We start from the raw sequence: 22,904 nt of genomic DNA, 5'->3' as shown, positions 1-22,904 counted from the left end.
CTGACGTAACCAACGTAACAAGGCGATCGCCCGGGATTTATCTGCTTTCCGCCGCGGGTTCATGGCGGTAACCATGGTCGCGCCAAGGCACCCGCCCTGGCCGGGATTGGCGTCCCGAACTTACGTATCGCTACCGGTCGCGATTGCAGCCGAAGCTGCAACCGCGACAATGCACCGCCAGCTCATGGTGGACGGTGCGTGGGGATCTTCCGATCCGCCGGCTTTAGCGGTACGTATCCGGCACGCCAACCCGCACCGTCCGCCACCTTGCATCTGCAGGTGGCCACATCGTGAGGTTGCCGTCATGCCCGAACGTCTTCCCGATCATCCCCGCCTGCATGCGCTGCTGGGCGCCGCCGTGCGCGATCTTCCCACTGCCTTGGCCGAAACGCTGGAGGCCGCGCTCTGCGAATCCGCTGAATTCGTCACGCCATCGGCATTCTTTGCACACCTGAAAGGCCACGGCAGGAACCTGCGCGCCGATGGCGAGGCCTGGAGTGAGATGTGCTTGAGCCCCGGCCGCGGCTTCGACATGGCCCTTGCGACCCGCAGTGCTTCGGGAATCACGGCGTTGACCGCGATACTGCACGCCGCGCATGTGGCGCGGGAGAACGACGATCCTGCATGCTGCCCCTCCGCAGCCGTGGTCGAGGGTCTGTTCAACGCCTGCCACGTGCTGTCGCTGCAGGTGGAGCGCTGCCTGGTTCCATGAAGGGCTGCGATGCGGTTCCTGTTCCGTTGACGTCCGGTTCCCTATAGTGGCCCCGGAACCCTGCAATGGAATGCCCATGCACGTGATGTCCCCCAGCCGTTGCCTGACGCTTGCACTTGCCGTCGCAGTGAGTGCCGGCGCGTGTGCACGGCCGCCGTCCACCGAACACGAAAGGAATCCCGCCATGTCCGGCGCAACCCAGACCGGCCGCACGATCAACGGCCACACCTATACCGATGCGCCCGTGGAGGTGAAGCTCGGGCCGAACACCTTCCGCATTCCGGCCAACTACCTGGACAGCCAGATCGCACCGTGGCCGGGCGAGGGCGTGACGCTGGTCATCGAGTGGCCCGACATGAAGCCGACGCTGCCGGGTGCCCGGGCGAATCCGCGCACGAATGATTTCCGGAAGGAGATTCCCATTCGGATCAACTACGTTGATCGCGTTCCTGTCGAAACACTGCTTTCAAGGCTGTCGTCAAATGAAGCCATCACGGAGGAGGGCTCTGTGGAAAGGGAGGATCCCAGGGACCGTCTCGATCAACGCGTTGCACAGCCGGAGACCTTGGGCCTGACGCCCTATGCAATCGATGAAGCGAAGATGGTGTTGTACGCGAAGAAGTATGAGGCGCGGTACGGGAAGCCGCCTGTCCGCAATCCCGCCTACGAGAGAGACTGGTACATCGCACGCCAGGCCGACGGTCGGATCAGCTCGTTCATCAAATGTGACGGCGGGACGTTCCGACGCGACGGTGTGCGGCTGGAGGGGAGCGAGGTGATCAGTGAGCCAGGAGAAGTAGCAGCTGGCTGCGTTCATTATTTCGTGGACATCGACAACAAGCTGTCCGTCAGCCTGGACTACAAGAGAGCGTTTCTGAAGGACTGGAAGCGCATGGAAGAGGCCGTCAGGGACGTCATCGCGCGCACCCGGTCCAAGTGAACGGTAATTCAAGGAAGAGAAGGGACAAGGTATGAGTGGATTGACCGAACACGATCTCAGCGTCCTTGGCAGCTATGCCAGAGACGGTAACCGCGAGCTTTACTGGAACTACCTCTCGCAACTGCCGGGAGCCGATGGGTACGGGACACTGGCACTGGGTGTTGTACGCAATGACAGCCTGCCGGGACGCGTCGCGAACACCTATGCACAAAACTACGCGAAGACCCAGCAGGAACAGGGATCCCGGTTTTCCAATGCGCAGTTGACCGAGCGACAGTGGGAGTCCTTTGGGCAGACCCTGCTCGAAAGAGATTTTGAATTGCGACAGCAGTGGATGAACGAGCGCCGCCCAGACCTTGCACTGAATCTTCCCGGCAAGGATGTGATGCTGGCTCACGACCGGGCATTTGAACTGCATGAACTTGATCCCAACTGCTGGACCCCGCGCGTATTGCTGGAAGCGGCCGAGCAGAAGAGCGGCCGCGAGAAGCTGGAACAGATCTGGACCAACATGCTCAACAATGACTACGCCGGAGGCCCCCGCGTAGGCAACACCAGCGTCGATGCCATCAGCCAGATGGGATGGGCGAAGGGTGGGCAGTACCTGACCCGGTTGAGCGTGCTGGAGGCCACCCAGGCACTGGAGGGCCGCTCAACGGTTGATCCGAACGTCATCGGCGGCAACAGCTACTATGCGATGTACTTCGAAGCGGACAGGAAGTGGGCCAGTGTCAGTGCGGGCGGCGGCCACATGTCGCTACGCGAGATTACCGACCCCGCGCGCATCGCCGAACTCAACGATGCGCGCCAGGTTCGCCTGGAGCGGCAGGAGAAGCGTACCCAGTTCCACCCGGACGACCCGTACCGGACCATTACCCGCAGCCCGCTTACCGCAGCCGTGGACGACGTGCCGGATCCCTCGCAGGCACCGACCCGTCTGGCCGACATTGGTCCCGGCCACCGTGAGTACGCATTGATGCAGCAGGTGCGCGAAGGCGTGGCTGCGATCGATGCCAGCGCGGGGCGTACCCATGATGAGAACAGCGAGCGCCTAGTAGCGAGCGTGATGGCATTGGCGCGTCGTAACCAGCTCGAACGTGCCGACCATGTGCTGCTGAGTGCGCAGACCGCCGATCATCCGGCCGGCCGCAACGTGTTCGTGGTGCAGGGCGAGTTGAATGATCCGGCCCATCTGCGGGCCGCCATGCCCACGGACAGGGCGGTGCAGACACCGGTCGAGCAGTCGCTGCAGGCCCTGCAGGCAGTCGGTGCGGACCGTGAGCAGGCACAGGCGCAGCGCCAGCAGCAGGAGATCGATGTTCAGGCGCGCGACAACCCTGCGATGCGCATGGCCTGACCGGCCCAGCAGGTGAGCCGAGCGTGGGCTCGGCTCTACCGTGGTTTTCGCCTAAGGCCTCAAACCTTGGGGTGCGAGCCTTTCGTTCGCTTTTGCAGTTCTACCTATAATCGATTTGGAACCCTGCAATGGAGTGTCCATGCACGTGATGTCCCCCAGTCGCTGCCTGATGCTTGCGCTTGCCGTTGTACTGAGTGCCGGCGCGTGTGCGCGGCCGCTGTCCACCGGACAGGAAAGGAATCCCGCCATGTCCGGCGCAGCCCAGACCGGTCGCACGATCAACGGCCACACCTATACCGATGCGCCCGTGGACGTGAAGCTCGGGCCGAACACCTTCCGCATTCCGGCCAACTATCTGCACAGCCAGATCGCACAGTGGCCCGGAGGGGGCGTGACGCTGGTCATCGAGTGGCCGGACATGAAGCCGACGCCGCCAGGTGCCAGGGCGAATCCGCGTACGAATGATTTCCGGAAGGAGATTCCCATCCGGATCAACTACGTTGATCGCGTTCCCGTCGAAACACTGCTTTCAAGGCTGTCGTCAAATGAAGCCATCACGGAGGAGGGCTCCGTGGAAAGGGAGGATCCCAGGGACCGCCTCGATCAACGCGTTGCACAACCGGAGACCTTGGGCCTGACGCCCTATGCAATCGATGAAGCGAAGATGGTGTTGTACGCCAAGAAGTATGAGGCGCGGTACGGGAAGCCGCCTGTGCGGAATCCGGCGTTCGAGCGCGACTGGTATGTTGCACGAGACGTAGCCGGGAACCTGATCAGCTTCATCAAGTGCGACAGCGCAAAGTTCCTGGGGGACGGAGTGCGACTGACGCAAGATCAGGTCATCAGCCTGGAGGATCCTGTGGCTGCCGGATGCGTTCACTACTTTGTCGATATCTCTGACAGTCTATCCATCTCGCTGAACTACAAACGGGCGTTCCTGGCCGATTGGAAGCGGATGGAGGATGCGGTCTGGGATGTTCTCGCGCGTTCCCGAGTCCGGCAATGAGTGCATTCAGGAGCAGGCGATGGGCGGATTGACGCGAGAGTATCTCAAGATTCTGGCCAGCTATGCCAAGGCCGGGAACCGCAGCCTGCCAGGCCGTGTTGCGAACAGCTGAGCATAGGCCTGCGCCCAAGATCTGGAGGGCAGGCACTCCGGCTTTCCCGACGCGAAGCTGAGCGAGCACGTTCTGGCCCTCGCGCGTGGTGACGGAGCCGTGCCCACCAAGGTGGGCACCTGTCAAAGCGATGCGACGTGGCATCCGGTAATGGGGCGCTACTTCGCCGGGGCGTCTGCGGTCTGCGCGGCCACCATGGCCTGCTGCATCTCCTTCAGCGACAGATAGCCATCACCGTCGGTGTCCAGGCCCGCAAAGTACTTCGCGATCTCCGGCACCACGGTGGCTTCCTCCTTGCTGATCCTGCCGTCCTTGTTCGCGTCCATGGCAGTGAACGCGGCGTCGATTGAATCGGCCTGCTTGCTGAAGCGTTGCTGCTGGAATCGCGCGTACTCGGCTTTGTCGATGCGCCCATCCTTGTTGGTGTCCATCGCGGCAAATGTGGAATCGATGTAGGCCTGCTTGGGGTCGGCCGGTGCGGCCTCGGCAAGCAATGGGGCAACGCACAGTGCAATCAAAAGAGCGGTCGTCTTCATGGGGCATTTGTCCTTGAGGTGTACAGATCAGCGGCAGGGATAGGTGTAGCCGTCGGCGCCGCGATAGGTGTCGTTGCGGCGGTCATAGTTGCCGTAGCGGCTCATGCAGTAGTCGGCGCGCTCTCGGGTCTCGCGTTCGCGCTTGGCAGCTGCGGCAATCACACCGGCCACGACTGCCGCACCCACCACACCCACCACCACCCCGGTTGCCTTGGCCTCGTGGCGGCGCTCGCGTTCCCTGTCACGCTCCCGCTCGCGTTCCCGACGCTCCCATGCGTCGCGATCGTGGTCACGGTAGTCCTGGTTCCACTGCGGGGTGTAGCGGTCACCACGCTGCGCATGGGCGGCGCCGGAATACGGCAACAACACCAGCAGTTGAGCTGCTGCTGCTGCCAGCAGAAGTGCGGTTCTTCCTGGTCTTGGAAACATCGTCCAGCTCCTGTTCGGACATTGTCGGTAGCGCCAGTACACATCGCGGACATTGCGCGAACCTGCCGTCACTGCAGGCCACTTCACTGGCTATCGAACCAGTGCCTCGACCGGGTCCAGCTGTGCGGCACGGCGCGCTGGCAGGAAGCCGAAGCCAATGCCAATCAGGCTGGAACAGGCGAAGGCAGCCAGAATCGAACTGGCGGAGAACACCAGGCTGAATCCCACGTTGGCCAGCTCCAGCGCGACGCCCAGCGCGAGGGCCACGCCGATTCCAAGCATGCCGCCGAGCAGGCACACCAGCACCGATTCGATCAGGAACTGCTGCAGGATGTCGCTGCGTCGCGCGCCCACCGCCATGCGCACGCCGATCTCGCGTGTTCGCTCGGTCACCGACACCAGCATGATGTTCATCACCCCGATTCCACCCACCACCAGCGCGATGGCGGCGATGGAACTGATCATCATGGTCAGGATGCCGGTGGTCTGTTCGATGGACTGGCGGATCTGGGCGTTGTTGCTCATGTAGAAATCGGTGCTGCCGTGGCGGCGTGCGAGCAGTCGCCCGATGGCCCGCTCGGCCGCGTCCATGCTGATTGCATCGGAGACGCGCACGGTGATGCTGGAAACGTGGCTCTGCCCCAGCATGCGTGCCAGGGTGGTGGTGTAGGGCAGCCATACCCGCAACAACGAGGCGTCGCCGGCAGCGCCGGCGTCCTTCTTCACCACGCCCACCACGCGTACCGGTACGTTGCCCAGCAGCAGGGTCTGACCGATGGGGTTGTCCGCCGCAGCGAAGAAGCGGGCGCGGGTATTGGCATCGATCACGACCACCTGCTGGTAGCCTGCCACGGCGGGTGGGCCAAAGAAGGCGCCTTCACCCAGCTTCAAACCATGCACGCGGAAGTACTGTTCGCTGACGCCCTGCACCTGCACGCTGGCCGAGCGGTTGCCGCGCAACGCGGTGCCCGTGGTGGCCACGCCGGGCGTGGCGCTGTCCACGAACGGCTGCCCGTCCAGGGCCACGCTGTCGCCGGGGGTGAGCGTTTCCACCCGTGCCGAGTTCAGGTCGCCAAAGCCGGATCCGGGATAGATCTCGATGGTGTTGGTGCCCAGCGATGAGATGTTGGACAGGATGGCCTGCCGCGCCCCGGTGCCCAGCGCCACCACGGACACCACCGATGCGATACCGATGATGATGCCAAGCATGGTCAGGAAGGTGCGCATGCGATGTGCGTTCATTGCGCGCAGGGCCATGCGGAACGCCTCCGCGAAGCGGTCACGCATCGCTTGCCAGCCGCTGCCATGGCCGCGCTGCGGCAGGGCCGCCGCTGGCGCATCTGCTGCCGGGATTCTGCCCGTGGTGCGGTCATCGACAATCCGGCCATCGCGGATTTCGATGATGCGCTGTGCATGCTCGGCCACGGCCATGTCGTGGGTCACCAGCACCACGGTGTGGCCCTCGGCATGCAGCTCGCCCAGGATCTTCATTACTTCCTTGCCGGAGTGCGTGTCCAGCGCCCCGGTCGGCTCATCGGCGAAGATCACCGCGCCGCCGTTCATCAGTGCGCGCGCGATCGAAACACGCTGCTGCTGGCCCCCTGACAGTTCGCCAGGCAGATGCTGCAGGCGCCCGCCCAGTCCCAGCCGCGCCAGCAGTTCGGCCGCGCGGGCGTGGCGGGTGGCCGCCGGCATGCCTGCATAGATCGCAGGCACCTCCACATTGCCCAGTGCCGTCAGGTCAGTCAGCAGGTGATAGCGCTGGAAGATGAAGCCGAAGTGCTCGCGGCGCAGTTCGGCCAGTTCATCGGGCGACATCTGTGCGGTTTCACGTCCGTCGATCTGGTACGCACCCGCAGACGGTCGATCCAGGCAGCCGAGAATGTTCATCAGCGTGGACTTGCCCGAGCCGGACTGGCCCACGATGGCCACCAGTTCGCCGGCGCGGATGTCCAGGTCCACGCCATCGAGTACGACCAGGGTCTGTTCGCCCGCGGTGAACTCACGGCGTACGCCGCGCACGCGCAGCAAGGGGGCAGTGGTGGGTATGCTCATTTCGGCGGCGCGGGTGCAGTGGCGGCTTCGTCCCGGGTCTGCGCCAGTACCACCTGTTCGCCTTCCTTCAAGCCGCTGCGTACTTCCACCTGGATCTGATCGTCCAGCCCGGTGGTGATGCGGCGGGCACGGGCGTATCCGTCGGCACCACGCACCTGCACGCTGTAGCTGCCGTCGGCCGCGCGTGCACCCAGCGCAGCGGAGGGCAGTGTCAGCACATTGTCGGCGCGGCCCAGCACGATGCGCACCTGTGCGGTCATGTAGCTGCGCAGGCGGCCATCGGCATTGGCCACGTCGAACTGCCCGTTGTAGTACATGGCCGTGCGGCTGCCATCTGCGGTCGCGGGTGAAGCGAGGCCGGAGGCGTCTTCCCGGGTGATCGATTCGGGAGCCGGTGCGATTTCGCGCAGCGTGCTGCTGTAGCGACGTCCTGCGTCGCCAAGGATGGTGAAGAACACTTCCTGGCCAACGGAGGTGTGCACAACATCCGCCTCGGAAATCTCCGCGTATACCGTCATCACGTCCTGGTTTCCCAACATCACGATGGTCGGTGCGCTCTGTACCGCGTTCACGGTCTGCCCCTGGCGCGCCACCACGGCCAGCACGGTGCCGTCGGTGGGTGCCGTGATACGGGTGTACTCAAGGTTGGTCTGCGCGATATCCACGTCGGTCTGCCGCTGCGCGATCTCACCTTCCAGCGCGGCGATCTGTTCCCGGGTGGCGTCGACCTTGGCCTTGGCCGCATCGACGTCGGCGCGTGCCACAAGCTGCGATGTCACCAGCTGTTGTTGTCGATGCAATGTCAGCTCGAATTGGTGCAGGTCGGTAGCCAGCGCGTCGCGGTTGGCGCGCGCGGTGCGCTGTGCCGCCTGTGCGCTCAGCAGCGCGTTGCGCTGGGTGCGCGAATCGATATCTGCAATCGGATCGCCGGCCCTCACCTTGTCGCCCAACTTCACATGCAGGGTTTCGATGCGACCGGAGACCTGCGCGCCCACGCTCACCAACCGAGAGGGCTTCAGTGTTCCGGTGGCTTCCACGACCTGTTCGATGTTGCCACGGGTCACCGGTGCCACCTGCAGCTGCGGTGGGGGTGCGGGCCGGAGCCACGCGAAGAGCGCCAATGCCGTGCACAGCAGTGCGGCAGCAATCATCAGCACGCGGCGGCGGGTGCGGGGTGCGGCGCTCATCGGCGCAGCATCCGGAAGGGACGGGGCATCGTGGATCCTCGCGACAGATGGAATGCACGCCTGCGGGGACAGGCGGGGATGGTCGCCGAGTCTCGATGCGCTGGATTGCGTGAACCTTGCGCTGGGAGGCGTTTCAGCAGGCAACGCCCAGCGTGAGCAGTGCCAGCGCGACGAACTGAAGCATGCTGCCGAGCGCCAGCAGTACGTGGCGCGCGCGTTGCGCTACCGTGGGCAGGCTCGAAAGCTGGCACAACGCGCCGACCAGCAGCACGGCGCACGCAGTAACGGAGAGCCTGGCGGCAGCTGCGCTGAGGGTGATGATCATCAGCGTAGCAGCAAACATCACAGCCGCTGCGTGCGTTTCCAGGGTCCGCAGCGGCGCGGGAACGGGGCGTGATGCAGCTCCTCGCCACACTGCCAGCATGTGCAGTGCGGCATGCACGGCGACGAACACCACCACGGCGGCGGCCGTTGCGTGCGCGTGTCGATACGCGGAAGCCACCAGCGCGACGCCCGGGAGCAGCAGGAAAAGAGCCGCGAACAGGCGGATCAGCACGCCCGCCCGCTCGCGTTCGGAAATCATCCGCAGCCAGCGCGGCCAGTGCTCCAGCCCACGCAAGCGGCCTGCACGCGCGCGGCAGTTCCACGCCGCGGCGGTCAGGCTGGGCGCAGTCCGTGGCGGCGGGGTAGGTGTGGGAGTGGGCGGTGGAGAAGCTCCCTGTGTCACATGCAGGCTTCCTGTCAGATCCGGACGCAGCACCTTCAGCGGTGCCACTCACCTGGATGCTGGGCGGCGAACATTGCCGCAACCTTGCGTGTCACCTCCGGGCGCTGTACATGGACAGCTGGAAGTCACCCGAGTCCATGCGCTGTGTTCAGTGTGTTCAGTGCTCTGGCGGTGGCGCGCTGCTGACGCCTGGGTGCGGCGGGAACTCGACGCGGATCAGTGCGCCACCACCGGGCGCATCCAGAATCGTGACGTGGCCGCCGTGACGGTCGATCACCTGCCGCACCAGGTTCAGACCCAATCCGGCCCCTGTCTGCCGCGGCCGCAGGCGCTGGAAGGGCTCGAACACGCGTTCGCGCTGTTCGACCGGAATGCCGGGGCCATCGTCTTCCACCTCAACGCAGCTGCCCTGCACGCGCACGATGATGTGGCGTCCACCGTGCTCGGCGGCATTCAGCACCAGGTTGGCGAGCACCCGTTCGATCGCACCGGATTCGCCCAGCACCGGGAAGTTCGGTTCCACCGCCACGGCGACCGTCTTCTCGGACTGGATCAGCAGGGGCGCCAGATCGGCGACGACCCGCTTGGCCACGCGGGCCAGGTTGAGGGAGTCCTTCGGCCCGTCTGCTTCCATGCGATGCAGGTCCAGAAGCTGCTCGGCCAGCGTTGCCAGCCGAGCGACTTCCACGGCCAGGCTGCGCGAGGTCGAATCGTCGGTCGCATCGATCTTCACCCGCAGGATGGCGATGGGCGTTCGCAGCTCATGGGCGGCTGCGGCGATGAAGCGGCGCTGCCGTTCGTGCCCTTCGTCCAGGCGGTCCAGTGCTTCGTTCACTGCGGTCACCAGGGGCGCGATCTCCACCGGCACCGCGGTCTCTGTCAGGCGGATGCCGCGACGGCTGGCGGAGATGTTGCGGGCTTCCTGCGCGATGCGTTCCACGCCGGCCAGGGCACGACGCACGATGATCGGGGTCAGGATGATGGTGGCCAGGCCCAGCAGCAGGAAGATCGGCAGGGTGATGATGTGCGCGGCCAGCGCCATCTGCCAGGTCAGCGAATCGGTTTCGCCATGCGCCATGATGGTCAGCTTGCCGGCTGGACCGGTGTGCTGCCGTATCACCACGGCCAGGCCGTCGTTGCGGCCGCGTCCGCGCAGATCGCCATAGGGAATGCCGTCGAGGGCGCCGACCAGCGATGCGTAGGCTGGCGGTACATGGCCGAATGTCACATGGTGGCCATGTTCATCCTCGGCGATGAACCATGCGCCGGGGACGATCTTCAGCAGCTCGGCCAGCTCCGGCGTGTGTTCCACATACAGTTCGCCCCTGCTGTCGCGGTGAACGGCCTCTGCCGCCACCGGAGCGAAGGTCTGGATGGTGTAGTAGCCGCCGCTGTCGGCACGCACCAGCACCATCAGCAACGCGAAGAACGCCACCAGCAGTGCGAGCAGCTGGTAGATCAGCGTTTTGACGATCAGTGGGCGCTTCAGTGAAGGACGACGCGCCATTACTTCGTTTCCCGCATCAGATAGCCGACACCCCGGATGGCATGGATTTCCACCCCCGCATCGGCGTCGGCCAGCTTGCGCCGCAACCGGGAGACATGCGAGTCCAGCGTGTTGGAATGGATGCCGTCATCGAAGCCGTACACCGCCATTTCAATGGACTCGCGCAGCACGGTGCGGCCCAGGCGGCGGGCGAGGACTGCCAGCACGCGGATCTCGCGGCGGGGAAGCTCCAGTCGCTGCCCGCCCACGCTGGCCTCGCCCGAGGTGGGGTCGAACAGCAGCCGGCCGATGCTCACCGGCTCCACCTGCATGCCGCTCGGCCGACGCCCGGCCGCACGGATCCGCGCGAACAGTTCTTCCAGCGCGAAGGGCTTGGCCAGGTAGTCGTCGGCGCCCTCATCCAGGCCGGCGATGCGGTCCGGCAACTGTCCCAGCGCGCTGAGCACGATGATCGGTACCCCCGGATTGCGCCCGCGCAGCACTGGAATGAGGCTCAGCCCGTCACCATCGGACAGGGTGCGGTCCAGCAGCACCAGGTCGTGTGACCCGGAAAGCGCTGCTTCGCGGGCCAGCGCCAGGGTACTGGCCAGGTCCACGACATGGCGCTCGCGCTGCAAGGCAGACTTCAAGGTGGTAGCCAGTTCGGCTTCGTCTTCGATCAGCAGGATGTGCATCGGCGGGAGTCGGGCGGGAACGGGGGCACATGGGAGGGGGCTTCGGCACGCGCCGGCACCGTATTACAGGAACATTGCGTGAACATGGCGTGCCTTCAGGGCCTGCCGCTGGCACGGCAACACCAATGTGGCACAGGCCACCTGGCGCAAGGTTCGCGCAATCCGGGCACTCCAGCCTTGGCGCCCGTTCGCTGATCCCAAACCCCTGGAGTGCCCATGAAGCTGTTCTTCCCGCTGTTGTTCGTTGCCGCGCTGGGCGGCTGCACCACCGCCAAGATGACCGTCACCCCCGATGGCCGGCGTGGCGTTTCCATCGACTGCAGTGGCTCCAGCTCCTGGAGTGGCTGCTACGAAAAGGCCGGGCAGATGTGCCCGGGGGGCTATGTGGTCTTCAGCAAGGATGGCGATGAAGGAAACGCCATCGCGGTGGGCAACAGGAACGGCTTCACTTCCACGCAGATGGCCACGCGCTCAATGCTGGTGTCCTGCTCGCACTGACGTGGGCAGGGGAGGTGGGTTGCCACCTCCCCTTGGTGCGCTCCGCCGCGCGGTGTCAGAAGCTGTAAGCCGCCTGCACATACACCCGGCGCGGCTCGCCCGGGAAATGCCCGTTGCGTTCGATGAAGCCACTGGCCGCATACACCTTGTCGAACAGGTTCTTGACGTTGGCCTGGAACTGCCACTGCTTCCATGTCGTCTTCCAGCTCATGTCGAACACCGTGTAAGCCTTGACCGTCTGTCCATCCAGGCTGACACGCTCGCCGACATGATCGGCGCCGAAGCCGATGGCGGAGTTGATCGACGGCAGATCATAGCGAGTCCACAGACCGAGCTTGTTGCGGGGGGCGTTCGCGAAGCGGTCGCCGGAGGCATTGGTGATGCCATTGGGTCCGGCATCCATTACCCGTGCGTCGTTGTAGGCGTAGGTCAGGTTCACCACCCAGCGCTCGGTCACGTCGGCCAACAGGTCCAGTTCCATGCCCGTACTGCGTACCAGGCCCAGCGCGGCCAGCTGGTTCACGCCGCCGACTACGTCGCCGGTGGCCTGCACGATGTTGCTGCGGTCGATGCGGTAGGCCGCCATGTTCAGGGTCATGCGTTCGGCCAGCAGGGATTTCAGGCCGACTTCCCACTGCCTGCTGCGCTCGGCGTCGAACGGTCCGCCCGCCGCCGGGTTCTGGTTGGCCGCGCTCTGCGGCACGAAACCGCTGGCGACGTTGGCATACAGGTTCAAGCCGTCCCGCACAGTAAAGGTGCTGCCCACGCGCCAGCTGAGATCGTGGCCATCCACGCTGCTGCTGCCAATGCGGTCCTCATCCTTGAAGCCATCCCAGCGCAGTCCGGCCAGCACATGCCAGCGCGTGCCCAGTGCCAGCTCATCCTGCAGATAGCCGCCGTAGCGCTTGCTGCGGGTGGAGGTGCTGCGCCAGGGCAGGGCGGCCAGGTTGTAGTCGTGCCAGGTACTTGCGCCATAGACCGGGTTGAACAGATCGATGCCGCGCACCGGGCCGGCGCCGCGTGCCAGGTCGGCGCTGTTCGCGGTCTGCGCGGTGAAGTCGGCGTCGAGCTGATACACGTCTGCACCGAACAGCACCTTGTGCTCGATACGGCCGGTGCTGATCCGCCATACGGCATTGCCGCTGGCGGTAAATGCGGTGTTGTCACGGACCTGGTTACGCAGCTGGCGTGTCATCCACTCGGCTACGCCGTCGCGGTCACGATCAATCAGTCCCATCGGCTCGTGGTACATCTGGTGCTCGTTGTTGCTGAACCAGCGTGCGGCGAAGTCCACGTCGAGGTTGTCGCGCGGTGCGAAGCGATACTGTGCCAGTGCGACCTTGGCGCGCATGTCGAGAAAGTCACTGGCCTCGTTGTGGTTCCAGCGACGGTCGGTCAGGAAGCTGCCGGCGTCGTTCACCGGCACGCCGCGCAGGCGGTTGCCGCCCAGGTTCTGGGTGATGTCGGTGAACTGCAGCACCAGCTCGCCGGTCTGGCCAACATCGAAGGCCAGCGACGCATCGCCGATCACGCTTTCACTGTCGGCATTCCAGCGCACGCCCTGCTCGTTGTCGGCGTACAGGCCGGCGCGGTAGCGAATGCTGCCGGTGGCATTCAAGGGTCCGGTGCCTTCAATCGATCCGGCGCGGAAGTCCTTGTCGCCGGCCTGCAGCTCGATGCGGCGCTCGGTGCGGCCCTTGGGCTTGCGCGTTACATAGTTGATGACGCCGCCGGCATCGCCACCGCCGTACAGCGCACCGGCCGGACCCTTCAGCACTTCCACGCGTTCGATGTTGAACAGCTGCGGCACCGAAAAGCCTGCATAGGGATCACCGCGCAGACCGTCGTAGAGCACGTTCTCCTGGCGGAAACCGCGCAGGGTGACGCCGGCATAGCTGAAGAAGCTGATGCCGCTGATGCTGCGGTACAGATCGGTGACCTGGCGCGCCGCCTGGTCGTCGATCAGCTCGCGCGGCACGACCTGGATCGACTGCGGTACCCGTTCCAGCGGGGTGTCGGTGCGGGTGCCGACGGCCGCATCGTTGGCGCGGTACAGGGTCTGCGCGCGGCCGTGGACTTCAACCTTGTCCAGATCCTTCGGGGCGTCAGCGGGCGCCTCGGAGGCCAGGGCTGGCGCAGCCAGGGAAAGGGACAGCGCCAGGCAGAGCGTGCGCTTCAGAGGGCTTGAAAGGGGCATGGAGGGGATGGGGTCGGGTTGCAAATGAGAAAGATTAGCATTTGCAATGCTTCGTGACCTATCCCCCGGATGCGCTATGGACGCAGATCCGGATCGGTGTACGGGGTGCCCGCCAAGGCCACCAGCACGCCGGTGCCGCCGCGCACGATCAACTGCAGCATGGCTTGGCGCGGATCCTCGCCCTCCCGCTGGCTGGCCAGTCCTTTTTCATAGGCCGCCACCATCGACGCCAGCAGCATGGACGCGCCCAGGCGTGCCTCCGGGTCATGCGCCGGCCGACCGACGGCGTCTGCCATCAGCTGCGCCAGGTCGTCGGCCAGTTGTGCCTGCAGCCGTCGCGCGTGCGCCACCAGTACCGGGCTGTCGGCCACGGTGGCCCAGAAGGCCGCCGCACCGGCATTGATCCGCAGCAGGGGATGGCCGCTGCCGAGCAGCTCCCGCACCAGCGATTGGAACGCGGCCAGCGGGGTCATGCCGCGGCGCACCGTCATGCCCTCGCGCAACAGGGTCCGGGCCTCCTCATCGCGATCGAACACCAGGTCTTCCTTGCTGGCGAAGTAATTGAAGACCGTCTTGCGCGAGACCCCCGCCGCATCGGCGATCTCGGACATGGACACCGCCTCGAAACCCCGCCGGATGATCAGCTCGGTGGCGACGTCCGAAATGGTCTGTCGGGTCTCGGTCTTGCGCTGCTCGCGGCGGCCCGGAGGTGGGGTCATGGGCGGTTCACTTGTGAAACCGTACACCGAGTGTAACATTGCCGTCGCCAGAGCACCGGCCCGGTGCTCACAGGGAATCCTCATGTTGTACGACGTCGTCATCGCCGGGGCCGGCCCGGTTGGCCTGTTCCTGTCCTGCGAACTGGCCCAGGCCGGCTGCTCGGTCATGCTGCTGGAGCAGGCTGAGTCGCCCGACTCACCGCTGAAGCGCCTGCCATTCGGCCTGCGGGGCTTGAACGCGCCCACGCTGGAGGCATTGGATCGGCGCGGCCTGCTGGACGCGGTGGCCGCCCGTCAGGTGCTGAAGCCGGACAAGGGCGCGCCGCCGCCCGGCACCGCCCATTGGCTGGCGCAACCGCGACCGCTGGGCGGCCACTTCGCCGGCATTCCTTTTGCCCTGGACAACGTGGACAACACGCGCTGGCGCTATCGCCTGCCAACGCCGGTGCCTACCCAGATGGCGGTGGAACTGCAGGCGCTGGAAGCCGTGCTGGCCGAGCGTGCGATCGCCCTGGGTGTCCGCATCGAGCGCGGGTGTGAGGTGCAGGCCGTGCATGCAGCTGAAGCGGGGGTGGCGGTCGAGACCGCTGGCGCAACGGTTCGTGGACGCTGGCTGGTGGGCTGCGATGGTGGCCGCAGCACCGTGCGCAAGCAGTGCGGCTTCAGCTTCGTCGGCACCGCCCCTGAATTCACCGGGTACTCGTTGCGGGTCGAGCTGGACGACCCGACGGTGCTGACGCCGGGCCGGCAATACACCGATCACGGCATGTGCAACTTCAATCCACCGGGTGTGGTGGCACTGGCCGACTTCGACGGCGGAGCGGGTCATCGCAGGCCACCCGACCAGGCCGCCGCGCAGGCGCTGTTGCGGCGTGTCTCCGGTCGCGAGGCAACGATCACCGCGCTGCAGCTGTCGAGCACCTGGACCGACGGCGCGCGCCAGGCCGGGACCTATCGCATCGGCCGCGTGCTGCTGGCCGGTGATGCCGCTCATGTGCACTCGCCGCTGGGTGGCCAAGGGCTCAATCTTGGCATCGGCGACGCGATGAATCTTGGCTGGAAGCTGGCGGCAGTGGTGCGCGGTACGGCCGATGATGGGCTGCTCGACAGTTACACGGCCGAGCGGCATCCGATCGGTGCGAAGGTGCTGGACTGGTCGCGTGCGCAGGTTGCGTTGATGCGGCCGGGCGCCGGTTCGCGCGCGTTGGCAGCGGTGATCGCCGAGCTGGCCGAAACCCATGACGGCGCCACATATCTGGCTGAGCGGGTCTGGGGTGTTGTGCAGCAGGTGGACCTGGGCAGCATCCATCCATTGGCCGGGCGCAGCACCCCCGACGTCCGGCTGGCCGATGGTCGTCGGGTGGGTGAGGTACTGCGAACGGGGCAGGGCGCGTTGCTGCAGTTCGGCGCGGCATCTGCCGTGGGGGCTGTCGCTGAAGGCTGGCGACGGTGCGTTGCCAGCGTAACGGCGGCCGAAGACAATCCGTTGCGCCTGGGTGCCATGCTGGTGCGCCCGGACGGCATCGTTGCCTGGGCCTGCGATGCCGATGGCGCAGAGGCCGGGCTGCGTGAGGCCCTGCTGCGCTGGTTCGGTCCGGCGGCCGCTGATTGATCCGCGTGGCAGAGGCGCAGCCGAACCCGGCTGCGCCGCTCGCGGTTACAGATCCTTCTTCTTGCCGCTCAGGTCGATCGGCTTGTCGCTGCCCTTGCGCTCGTTCGACCACACTTCCATGCCCTTGTTGCAGCGGCTCTCGCGGGCAGCGACCTCGCGCGGCAGGTCCTTCAGATGGGGCGACTCCTGGCAGGCCTGATGCATGGCGCTGTCGTCATAGGTGGCGCAGGCGCTGAGCGACGCCAGGGCGAAGGCAACGAGGGAGGCGCGGAGCGGGGGCTGCAGATTCATGAGTGGTCTCGGGTGGTGCCGGGATGGCCATGGAATTCAATCCGTGACACCAGGCACGCACAATCGGACCAATTGCACTTGTTATTCTATAACAGTTACGCGATAGTCCGGCCCCTGCCGGGTCAGGCGATGCAGATCATCAGCAGCGTGCACAGCGCCAGCATCAGCACGAACACGCGCCGGCTCAGCGCCAGGCAGGCCAGATAGGCTGCGAGTGCCCACGCAGCCAGCAGCGCGCAGGCCACCACCCATAACCCGATCGCCATCATCGAACCAGCCGCCAACGCAGACAATGCGATGGCCTTGAACAGCGCCACGCCCAACACGCTGCCCAGCATGCCGGCCTGCAAGGCGATGGCATCATGGCGGGCAGGTAAGCGGTGGTGGTGGTGCATTGCGGGTCCGGTGCAGGCCGAGAACGTGGCGTCGGCTGCACTGTGCCGAAATGCACATCCACGAAATGTGTTCATCGCGCGCGAAGAATGCGGTGAAGCCTGCTCAGTCGAACTCACCCTCGGCCGATTCCAGGCGCTGCCGGTACGCCGCCCGGTGCTGGTACAGGCGCTGGCATTCGGTTGACCTGTGGATGCGGCTGGCAGGCTCGTTGGCCACCGAATCGCACAGTCGTGCGATGTGGTTGTTGGATGCCAGTTCGGTCACGAAGAACACGGCGGTGATGCCGGTGCCGAGCAGCACCACGTACAGCAGGCGGCTGAGCCAGCGTGACAGCTTGCGTTCGAAGTGCTGCTGGATGGTCAGGTCGAAGCGGATGATGCTGAGCACGATCCAGATGACCGCGACGAGGAAACAGAGCGTGGGCAGAAGGCCGCGCCAGAGGCCGGCCTCGTACACCGATTCGCTGTAGTGGACGGCGGCACCGGCGCCGGCAATGGCGATTGCCAGCGCCCAGTTGCGGCCCAGCGAGAGCAGGTCGTCGAGCAGCTTTTCGCGGTTTCTGGTCGGGCCAGCCACATCCATTCCTTGTGCATGCGTCGATTGGCAGGCGGTTGCCGCCCATCTGCAGATGGTGGGGCATCACTGCAGCGATGAGAAGCCTGGGCGGCTCAGTAGGCGTTGGCGCGAGCGCCGATCCAGCGCCGGTAGCGGCGGGTCCGGCACGTTGCGGCAGCCTGTGCCAGCAGCAGTGCCCAGACGGGCGAAACGCCGGGAGCAGTGGGCCGGCGCGCGCTCAACCGCGCCAGCTGGTACTTCACTGCAGCCATGTATGCGCTGGCGGCCAACGGCTTGCTGCGCCAGTCGATGGTGCGCAGTGTCGGCACCGGGTCGCGGCCCTGCTGCCAGCCTTGCGGCAGATCCGGTGCGATCGCCAGTGCGGTGGCGATGCCGACCATGGCCACACCGCTGTCCAGTACCTGCTCGGCCACGGCGCGGCGGCGGATGCCACCGGTGACCATCAGCGGCATCGTCGCCACCGAGGCGATCCCGCGCGCGAATTCGAGGAAGTAGGCTTCGCGGGCCAGGCTGCGCTGGTCGCGCGCAGTGCCGGTCATGGCCGGTGCTTCGTAGCTTCCACCGGACAGTTCGACCAGGTCCACGCCGAGGGGGGCCAGCATTGCCACCACTGCGCGCGCATCCTCGGGCGAGAAGCCGCCGCGCTGGAAATCGGCGGAGTTGAGCTTCACGGCCACCGCGAACGTGGGTGACACGGTGGCGCGCACCCCCTGCACGATCTCCAGCAGCAGGCGCGCACGGTTGTGCAGGCTGCCACCCCAGCGGTCGTCGCGGCGGTTCGACAGTGGCGACAGGAACTGGCTGAGCAGATAGCCGTGCGCGGCGTGGATCTCCACGCCACTGAATCCGGCGCGCTCGGCCAGCTCGGCACTGCGGATGAAGCGTGCGATCACCGATGCGATGTCGTCCTCGGTCATCGCTTTCGGCAATGCGAACTGCCTGGACAGCGCCCCCATCTCCAAGGCGACGGCTGACGGTGCGAGCGCGGGTTGGCCGAGCGCGGCCGGCATCTGCCGCCCGGGATGATTGATCTGCATCCACATCTGCGCGCCCCGCGAGCGCACCGTTTCTGCCCAGGCGATGAAACGGTCGAGGTGGCGATCGTCTTCCAGCACCACGCCGCCGGGCCCGGTCATGGCGCGGCCATCCACCATCACGTTGCCGGTGATGATCAGCCCGGCACCGCCGTCGGCCCAGCGCTGGTAAAGCTGCAGCAGCACAGCTGAAGGCGCATGGTCGGCGTCGGCCATGTTTTCCTCCATCGCCGCCTTGGCGATGCGGTTGCGGATGACGGCGCCGGAAGGCAGTGCCAGAGGGGAGAACAGCGACATCGGACAGCTCCAGGACAGGGGAATGGCGCTACGCTAACCTTCAAGTTTCATTGAAGGTCAACAGGCTCCGATGTTGAGGGTTCATACAGATGAAGATCGGTGAGCTGGCCAGGCGTACCGGCCTGGCCGCGTCGCGCATCCGCTTCTATGAGGAGGCTGGGCTGCTGGTGGTGCAGCGCCAGGCCAATGGCTATCGCGACTACCCGGAGCAGGCGGTCCTGCTGCTGGAACTGATCACCGGCGCGCAGCGCGCAGGTTTCAGCCTGGAAGAGATCCGCGCGCTGCTGCCACCGGACATGGGCCAGTGGCAGCACGGCGCGCTGATCACGATGCTGCAGCAGAAGGTGGCCGATATCGAGGCGCTGCAGCTGCGGCTGGCGCAGAGCAGGGCGCACCTGCTGGCGTTGATCGAGGACATCCAGGCGCGGCCGGACGGCATCGACTGTGCGGCCAATTCGCGGCGGGTGCTGGATCGCGTGCAGCGCGGTGAACTGGCACGGCCGACCCTGGCGGCCGGCGATGTGGCGATGCTGCGCCCGGGTCGCCGGCGCACCGGCGGTGGCTGACGACCCGGTGCGGTGTCCTCAGTGGCTGCCGGCGACGGCGGTCCTGCGCTTCTTGTCCAGCATCACCGCCACGCACCACAGCAGCAGGCCGCCGACGGCGGTGGCCGCACCGACATAGCCGGTACTGGCCGGGCTGAAGCCGGCGCTGATCGCCATGCCACCCAGCCACGGGCCAAGTGCATTGGCGGTATTGAATGCGGCGTGGTTGGAGGCGGCCGCCAGCGTCTGCGCTTCACCGGCCACGTCCATCAGGCGGGTCTGCAGTACCGCTGCCAGCGCGCCCATGGTGCCGACGGTGATGATCATCGGGCCGATGGTCCATACCGACTGCGCGGCCAGCGGATACAGCAACAGCATCACGATCGACCACAGCAGCACCACCGCGGCGGCCTTGAAGTGGAACTTGTCCACCAGCCAGCCACCGGCGATGTTGCCGATGATCGCGCCGATGCCGAACACGCCCACCGCCAGCGGCATCCACGATTCGGCCACGCCGGTGACCTGCACCAGGGTGGGGGCCAGGTAGGTGAACACGCAGAACATGCCGGCGAAGCCGACCGCACCGATCGCCAGCGCCAGCCACACCTGGGTGGTGTTGAAGGCGCGCAGCTCGCGCATCGGTGAGGTGCGTACTTCGTCAGGGTCGGGCAGCAGGAAGCGCGCGATCATCGCCACGGTGGCAATGGCCAGTACGCTGACCAGGGCAAAGGCGGTGCGCCAGCTCAGCTGCTGGCCCAGCCAGGTGGTCAACGGGTTGCCGACCAGGATCGCGATCGACAGGCCCAGCAGCACCCGCGACATCGCCTGGCCGCGCTGGCCGGCAGGGCTGATCGCGGCGGCCACCAGCATCGCCACGCCGAAGTAGGCGCCATGCGGCAGGCCGGCGACGAAGCGTGCCACCAGCATCGTGGCGTAGTTCGGTGCCAGCGCGCTGGCCAGGTTGCCGACCGCGTAGAAGCCCATCAGCGCCAACAGCAGCTTGCGGCGCGGGAAGCTGGCGCCCACGAAGGCGAGGATCGGGGCGCCGACCACCACGCCGATCGCATAGGCGCTGATCAGGTGCCCGACCTGGGTTTCGGAGATCGACAGGCCGCGACTGATCTCCAGCATCAGGCCCATGCTGGCGAACTCGCTGGTACCGATGGCGAAGCCGCCCAGTGACAGGGCGAGGATGATCAGGGTGCGCTGACGGGGCGTCAGCCGCGCAGCCAGGGAAGAGTTGGGGCTCATGCGGGGGCGCGATGGGGGCGGGGAGCCGGTCATTGTACTGCTGCACCGCAGCAGGAGCAGCCACGCTTGGGGTAAATCAGTGTTCGATCCGTGGCGATGTCGCTTCCGCCGCGGAATGGTCCGCCGAATCTCCGCGGCGCGTACCTGGACGGGCACGCAATGCCACCGTCCACACCGACCCGCGCCGTCGGTGTGCATGCACAGATGACATGCCTGCGGGCATGATGGCGGCGCAGGGGACTGTGGTGCTGCTCAGACAAGGAGGCGGATCGATGCAGGAGTTCAGGCACGTGCTGGAGACACGCGGGCGTTATCAACTGGTAGCGGTGTCCTACGCGCCGGTGTACGCTCCGGGCGATGTGGTCGGCCATGCGGTCGTCGCCGACGATGGGGATCGTCTGACCGACCTGATATCACTGGCCGAAGCGCGCCAACGCTTGCTGCAACTGGTGCGTGAGGAGGGCGAGGAGCCCGGGCTGGAGAACGAGAACCCACTGCGGAAGAAGGCGTCGCGCTGGCGCCACCGCTAGGCCGTCGCGCCGCGTGCGCATCATGGAGGATTCGGGTGTTGCCCAGTAAGAAGTATCTGCTCATCGCCATCATCACGGTGGCGACCCTGCTGCTTGGTTTCGTGTTTTCAGGCTACCTGACCCTGCTGTTCCTGGGGCTGGACACCAAGCTGTTCACCTGGAACACCTACTACCAGTACTTCCACGCCATCGGCCAGCCGCAGGTTGCGCCCTTCGTGGGCAAGATCAAATGGGCCGGCTACGTGGGCTTCGGCCTGCCGCTGCTGGTGCTGCTGGTGACCGGCCTGGTGCTGCTGCTGAAGAAGGACAAGCGCTCGCTGCACGGCGACGCGCGCTTCGCCACCGGCGCCGACCTGTCCAAGCACGGCATGTTCAAGAAGACCGGCCAGAGCATCGTGGTCGGCAGCCATGGCGGCAAGCTGGTGCGCCTCGATGGCCAGCAGTTCGTGATCCTGGCCGCGCCGACCCGTTCGGGCAAGGGCGTGGGCGTGGTCATCCCGAACCTGCTGGAATACGGCGAATCGCTGGTGGTGCTGGACATCAAGCAGGAGAATTTCGACCTGACCAGCGGCTGGCGCGCCAGCCAGGGGCAGGAGATCTACCTGTTCAATCCCTTCGCCGAGGATCGGCGCACGCACCGCTGGAACCCGCTCAGCTACGTCTCCGACGATCCGGCCTTCCGCGTCTCGGACCTGATGAGCATCGCCGCGATGCTGTATCCGGATGGGGCCGAGGACCAGAAATTCTGGGTCAGCCAGGCACGCAATGCGTTCATGGCCTTCACCCTGTACCTGTTCGAGAACTGGGACGACGAGCGCAGCAGTGGCTTCCCGGGCGGCTCGGGCACGCCCACGCTTGGTGCGGTGTACCGGTTGTCCTCCGGTGACGGCACCGACCTGAAGAAGTACCTCAAGACCCTGTCGGAGCGATCGTTCCTCAGTGCCAACGCACGTTCGGCGTTCGCCAACATGCTGTCGCAGGCCGATGAGACCTTCGCCTCGATCCTGGGTACCTTCAAGGAGCCGCTGAACCCCTGGATCAATCCGGTGCTGGACAAGGCCACCAGCTGCAACGACTTCCTGCTGACCGACGTCCGCAAGAAGAAGATGACCATCTACATCGGCATCCAGCCGAACAAGCTGGCCGAGAGCCGGCTGATCATCAACCTGTTCTTCAGCCAGCTGATCAACCTCAACACCAAGGAACTGCCCAAGTCCAACCCGGACCTGAAATACCAGTGCCTGTTGCTGATGGACGAATTCACCTCGATCGGCAAGGTCGAGATCATCGCGTCGGCGGTGTCCTACATGGCTGGCTACAACATCCGCCTGCTGCCGATCATCCAGAGCATGTCGCAGCTCGATGCCACCTATGGCCGGGAAGTCTCGCGCACGATCATCACCAACCACGCCCTGCAGATCCTGTACGCACCGCGCGAACAGCAGGATGCCAACGACTATTCGGACATGCTGGGCTACACGACGGTGCGCAAGAAGAACGTCACCCACGCCCGCGAGAAGACCCACAACTTCACCGAGGAACGGCGCGCGCTGATGCTGCCGCAGGAGTTGAAGGCGATGGGGCCGGACATGGAGGTGTTCCTGTACGAGGGCATACCCCACCCAGTGAAGTGCGACAAGATCCGCTACTACAAGGATCGCTACTTCACTTCGAGGCTGCTGCCGAAGGTGGACGTTCCGACGCTCAAAGTCTGAA

Annotated in this window: 23 protein-coding genes; 9 read left to right on the top strand and 14 right to left on the bottom strand. The window is 65.6% G+C overall.

Features of this window, described 5'->3' with window-relative positions:
* Positions 1-304 precede the first annotated feature (304 nt).
* The 4 genes from B9Y64_RS21110 (at position 305) to B9Y64_RS21095 (ending at position 4,015) form a co-directional block, all read left to right on the top strand.
* Positions 305-712, top strand: coding sequence for a hypothetical protein (locus B9Y64_RS21110; RefSeq protein ID WP_100442313.1), 408 nt, complete (start codon positions 305-307; stop codon positions 710-712).
* Between the two features lie 76 nt (positions 713-788).
* Positions 789-1,652 (top strand): Smlt3025 familytype IV secretion system inhibitor, encoded by an 864-nt coding sequence (locus tag B9Y64_RS21105; protein ID WP_100442312.1) that lies wholly within the window; start codon positions 789-791, stop codon positions 1,650-1,652.
* A gap of 31 nt (positions 1,653-1,683) precedes the next feature.
* Complete coding sequence (locus B9Y64_RS21100) at positions 1,684-3,009, top strand: Smlt3024 family type IV secretion system effector (RefSeq protein ID WP_100442311.1); 1,326 nt, start codon at positions 1,684-1,686, stop codon at positions 3,007-3,009.
* Between the two features lie 139 nt (positions 3,010-3,148).
* Positions 3,149-4,015 carry a Smlt3025 familytype IV secretion system inhibitor gene (locus tag B9Y64_RS21095; RefSeq protein WP_100442310.1) on the top strand — a complete coding sequence of 289 codons (867 nt, stop codon included), beginning with the start codon at positions 3,149-3,151 and terminating at the stop codon, positions 4,013-4,015.
* Positions 4,016-4,285: 270 nt separating this feature from the next.
* On the opposite strand, the gene B9Y64_RS21085 is transcribed toward B9Y64_RS21095, so the two are convergent.
* The 7 genes from B9Y64_RS21085 to B9Y64_RS21055 form a co-directional block, all read right to left on the bottom strand.
* Complete coding sequence (locus B9Y64_RS21085; RefSeq protein ID WP_100442309.1) at positions 4,286-4,663, bottom strand: EF-hand domain-containing protein; 378 nt, start codon at positions 4,661-4,663, stop codon at positions 4,286-4,288.
* Between the two features lie 27 nt (positions 4,664-4,690).
* Complete coding sequence (locus tag B9Y64_RS21080) at positions 4,691-5,092, bottom strand: hypothetical protein (protein ID WP_100442308.1); 402 nt, start codon at positions 5,090-5,092, stop codon at positions 4,691-4,693.
* 90 nt (positions 5,093-5,182) lie between these two features.
* Complete coding sequence (locus tag B9Y64_RS21075) at positions 5,183-7,147, bottom strand: MacB family efflux pump subunit (RefSeq protein ID WP_100442307.1); 1,965 nt, start codon at positions 7,145-7,147, stop codon at positions 5,183-5,185.
* Positions 7,144-8,334: an efflux RND transporter periplasmic adaptor subunit gene (locus B9Y64_RS21070; RefSeq protein ID WP_100442306.1), complete on the bottom strand. Its 1,191-nt coding sequence runs from the start codon at positions 8,332-8,334 to the stop codon at positions 7,144-7,146. The genes B9Y64_RS21075 and B9Y64_RS21070 overlap by 4 nt, the downstream gene beginning before the upstream one ends.
* A 133-nt stretch (positions 8,335-8,467) precedes the next feature.
* Positions 8,468-8,953, bottom strand: coding sequence for a hypothetical protein (locus tag B9Y64_RS21065; protein WP_238379960.1), 486 nt, complete (start codon positions 8,951-8,953; stop codon positions 8,468-8,470).
* A 265-nt stretch (positions 8,954-9,218) separates the two neighbouring features.
* Positions 9,219-10,568 carry a sensor histidine kinase gene (locus tag B9Y64_RS21060; protein ID WP_100442304.1) on the bottom strand — a complete coding sequence of 450 codons (1,350 nt, stop codon included), beginning with the start codon at positions 10,566-10,568 and terminating at the stop codon, positions 9,219-9,221.
* On the bottom strand, positions 10,568-11,242 hold the full coding sequence (locus tag B9Y64_RS21055) for a response regulator transcription factor (protein WP_100442303.1): 675 nt from the start codon (positions 11,240-11,242) through the stop codon (positions 10,568-10,570). The genes B9Y64_RS21060 and B9Y64_RS21055 overlap by 1 nt, the downstream gene beginning before the upstream one ends.
* A 216-nt stretch (positions 11,243-11,458) precedes the next feature.
* On the opposite strand from B9Y64_RS21055, the gene B9Y64_RS21050 reads away from it, so the two are divergent.
* Positions 11,459-11,740, top strand: coding sequence for a hypothetical protein (locus B9Y64_RS21050; protein ID WP_100442302.1), 282 nt, complete (start codon positions 11,459-11,461; stop codon positions 11,738-11,740).
* Positions 11,741-11,795: 55 nt separating this feature from the next.
* Here B9Y64_RS21050 and B9Y64_RS21045 read toward each other — a convergent pair whose 3' ends face one another.
* Positions 11,796-13,937 (bottom strand): TonB-dependent siderophore receptor, encoded by a 2,142-nt coding sequence (locus B9Y64_RS21045; protein ID WP_100442301.1) that lies wholly within the window; start codon positions 13,935-13,937, stop codon positions 11,796-11,798.
* 74 nt (positions 13,938-14,011) lie between these two features.
* Positions 14,012-14,656, bottom strand: coding sequence for a TetR/AcrR family transcriptional regulator (locus tag B9Y64_RS21040; RefSeq protein WP_100442300.1), 645 nt, complete (start codon positions 14,654-14,656; stop codon positions 14,012-14,014).
* Positions 14,657-14,738: 82 nt separating this feature from the next.
* On the opposite strand from B9Y64_RS21040, the gene B9Y64_RS21035 reads away from it, so the two are divergent.
* Positions 14,739-16,268 (top strand): FAD-dependent monooxygenase, encoded by a 1,530-nt coding sequence (locus B9Y64_RS21035; RefSeq protein WP_100442299.1) that lies wholly within the window; start codon positions 14,739-14,741, stop codon positions 16,266-16,268.
* Between the two features lie 45 nt (positions 16,269-16,313).
* On the opposite strand, the gene B9Y64_RS21030 is transcribed toward B9Y64_RS21035, so the two are convergent.
* From B9Y64_RS21030 to B9Y64_RS21015, 4 genes are all read right to left on the bottom strand, one after another.
* Positions 16,314-16,559 carry a hypothetical protein gene (locus tag B9Y64_RS21030; RefSeq protein WP_100442298.1) on the bottom strand — a complete coding sequence of 82 codons (246 nt, stop codon included), beginning with the start codon at positions 16,557-16,559 and terminating at the stop codon, positions 16,314-16,316.
* A 122-nt stretch (positions 16,560-16,681) separates the two neighbouring features.
* Positions 16,682-16,954: a hypothetical protein gene (locus B9Y64_RS21025; protein WP_100442297.1), complete on the bottom strand. Its 273-nt coding sequence runs from the start codon at positions 16,952-16,954 to the stop codon at positions 16,682-16,684.
* Between the two features lie 103 nt (positions 16,955-17,057).
* On the bottom strand, positions 17,058-17,531 hold the full coding sequence (locus B9Y64_RS21020) for a hypothetical protein (RefSeq protein ID WP_238379959.1): 474 nt from the start codon (positions 17,529-17,531) through the stop codon (positions 17,058-17,060).
* Positions 17,532-17,623: 92 nt separating this feature from the next.
* Positions 17,624-18,862, bottom strand: a complete 1,239-nt coding sequence (locus tag B9Y64_RS21015) for an NADH:flavin oxidoreductase/NADH oxidase family protein (protein ID WP_100442295.1) — start codon at positions 18,860-18,862, stop codon at positions 17,624-17,626.
* A gap of 89 nt (positions 18,863-18,951) precedes the next feature.
* Between B9Y64_RS21015 and B9Y64_RS21010 the strand changes: the two genes are divergently transcribed.
* Positions 18,952-19,428: a MerR family transcriptional regulator gene (locus tag B9Y64_RS21010; RefSeq protein ID WP_100442294.1), complete on the top strand. Its 477-nt coding sequence runs from the start codon at positions 18,952-18,954 to the stop codon at positions 19,426-19,428.
* Between the two features lie 18 nt (positions 19,429-19,446).
* Here B9Y64_RS21010 and B9Y64_RS21005 read toward each other — a convergent pair whose 3' ends face one another.
* The gene (locus tag B9Y64_RS21005; RefSeq protein ID WP_100442293.1) at positions 19,447-20,658 is read right to left on the bottom strand and encodes an MFS transporter; all 1,212 of its coding nucleotides are present in this window, start codon (positions 20,656-20,658) and stop codon (positions 19,447-19,449) included.
* Positions 20,659-20,930: 272 nt separating this feature from the next.
* On the opposite strand from B9Y64_RS21005, the gene B9Y64_RS21000 reads away from it, so the two are divergent.
* Complete coding sequence (locus B9Y64_RS21000) at positions 20,931-21,188, top strand: hypothetical protein (protein ID WP_100442292.1); 258 nt, start codon at positions 20,931-20,933, stop codon at positions 21,186-21,188.
* Positions 21,189-21,223: 35 nt separating this feature from the next.
* On the top strand, positions 21,224-22,903 hold the full coding sequence (locus B9Y64_RS20995; RefSeq protein ID WP_100442291.1) for a type IV secretory system conjugative DNA transfer family protein: 1,680 nt from the start codon (positions 21,224-21,226) through the stop codon (positions 22,901-22,903).
* The last annotated feature ends 1 nt before the right edge of the window (position 22,904 follow it).

It is taken from the genome of Stenotrophomonas maltophilia (assembly GCF_002799245.1).
Taxonomy (GTDB): domain Bacteria; phylum Pseudomonadota; class Gammaproteobacteria; order Xanthomonadales; family Xanthomonadaceae; genus Stenotrophomonas; species Stenotrophomonas maltophilia_S.
This window is presented reverse-complemented; position numbering and strand designations above follow the sequence as displayed.

Excerpts from the sequence above, each read along its gene's own strand:
- B9Y64_RS21085 (WP_100442309.1), bottom strand. The coding sequence starts at position 4,663 with ATGAAGACGACCGCTCTTTTGATTGCACTGTGCGTTGCCCCATTGCTT.
- B9Y64_RS21095 (WP_100442310.1), top strand. The coding sequence starts at position 3,149 with ATGCACGTGATGTCCCCCAGTCGCTGCCTGATGCTTGCGCTTGCCGTT.
- B9Y64_RS21025 (WP_100442297.1), bottom strand. The coding sequence starts at position 16,954 with ATGCACCACCACCACCGCTTACCTGCCCGCCATGATGCCATCGCCTTG.
- B9Y64_RS21105 (WP_100442312.1), top strand. The coding sequence starts at position 789 with ATGCACGTGATGTCCCCCAGCCGTTGCCTGACGCTTGCACTTGCCGTC.
- B9Y64_RS21070 (WP_100442306.1), bottom strand. The coding sequence starts at position 8,334 with ATGAGCGCCGCACCCCGCACCCGCCGCCGCGTGCTGATGATTGCTGCC.
- B9Y64_RS21100 (WP_100442311.1), top strand. The coding sequence starts at position 1,684 with ATGAGTGGATTGACCGAACACGATCTCAGCGTCCTTGGCAGCTATGCC.
- B9Y64_RS21005 (WP_100442293.1), bottom strand. The coding sequence starts at position 20,658 with ATGAGCCCCAACTCTTCCCTGGCTGCGCGGCTGACGCCCCGTCAGCGC.
- B9Y64_RS21015 (WP_100442295.1), bottom strand. The coding sequence starts at position 18,862 with ATGTCGCTGTTCTCCCCTCTGGCACTGCCTTCCGGCGCCGTCATCCGC.
- B9Y64_RS21000 (WP_100442292.1), top strand. The coding sequence starts at position 20,931 with ATGCAGGAGTTCAGGCACGTGCTGGAGACACGCGGGCGTTATCAACTG.
- B9Y64_RS21010 (WP_100442294.1), top strand. The coding sequence starts at position 18,952 with ATGAAGATCGGTGAGCTGGCCAGGCGTACCGGCCTGGCCGCGTCGCGC.
- B9Y64_RS21045 (WP_100442301.1), bottom strand. The coding sequence starts at position 13,937 with ATGCCCCTTTCAAGCCCTCTGAAGCGCACGCTCTGCCTGGCGCTGTCC.
- B9Y64_RS21035 (WP_100442299.1), top strand. The coding sequence starts at position 14,739 with ATGTTGTACGACGTCGTCATCGCCGGGGCCGGCCCGGTTGGCCTGTTC.
- B9Y64_RS21055 (WP_100442303.1), bottom strand. The coding sequence starts at position 11,242 with ATGCACATCCTGCTGATCGAAGACGAAGCCGAACTGGCTACCACCTTG.
- B9Y64_RS21080 (WP_100442308.1), bottom strand. The coding sequence starts at position 5,092 with ATGTTTCCAAGACCAGGAAGAACCGCACTTCTGCTGGCAGCAGCAGCA.
- B9Y64_RS21030 (WP_100442298.1), bottom strand. The coding sequence starts at position 16,559 with ATGAATCTGCAGCCCCCGCTCCGCGCCTCCCTCGTTGCCTTCGCCCTG.
- B9Y64_RS21110 (WP_100442313.1), top strand. The coding sequence starts at position 305 with ATGCCCGAACGTCTTCCCGATCATCCCCGCCTGCATGCGCTGCTGGGC.
- B9Y64_RS21060 (WP_100442304.1), bottom strand. The coding sequence starts at position 10,568 with ATGGCGCGTCGTCCTTCACTGAAGCGCCCACTGATCGTCAAAACGCTG.
- B9Y64_RS21075 (WP_100442307.1), bottom strand. The coding sequence starts at position 7,147 with ATGAGCATACCCACCACTGCCCCCTTGCTGCGCGTGCGCGGCGTACGC.
- B9Y64_RS21050 (WP_100442302.1), top strand. The coding sequence starts at position 11,459 with ATGAAGCTGTTCTTCCCGCTGTTGTTCGTTGCCGCGCTGGGCGGCTGC.
- B9Y64_RS21040 (WP_100442300.1), bottom strand. The coding sequence starts at position 14,656 with ATGACCCCACCTCCGGGCCGCCGCGAGCAGCGCAAGACCGAGACCCGA.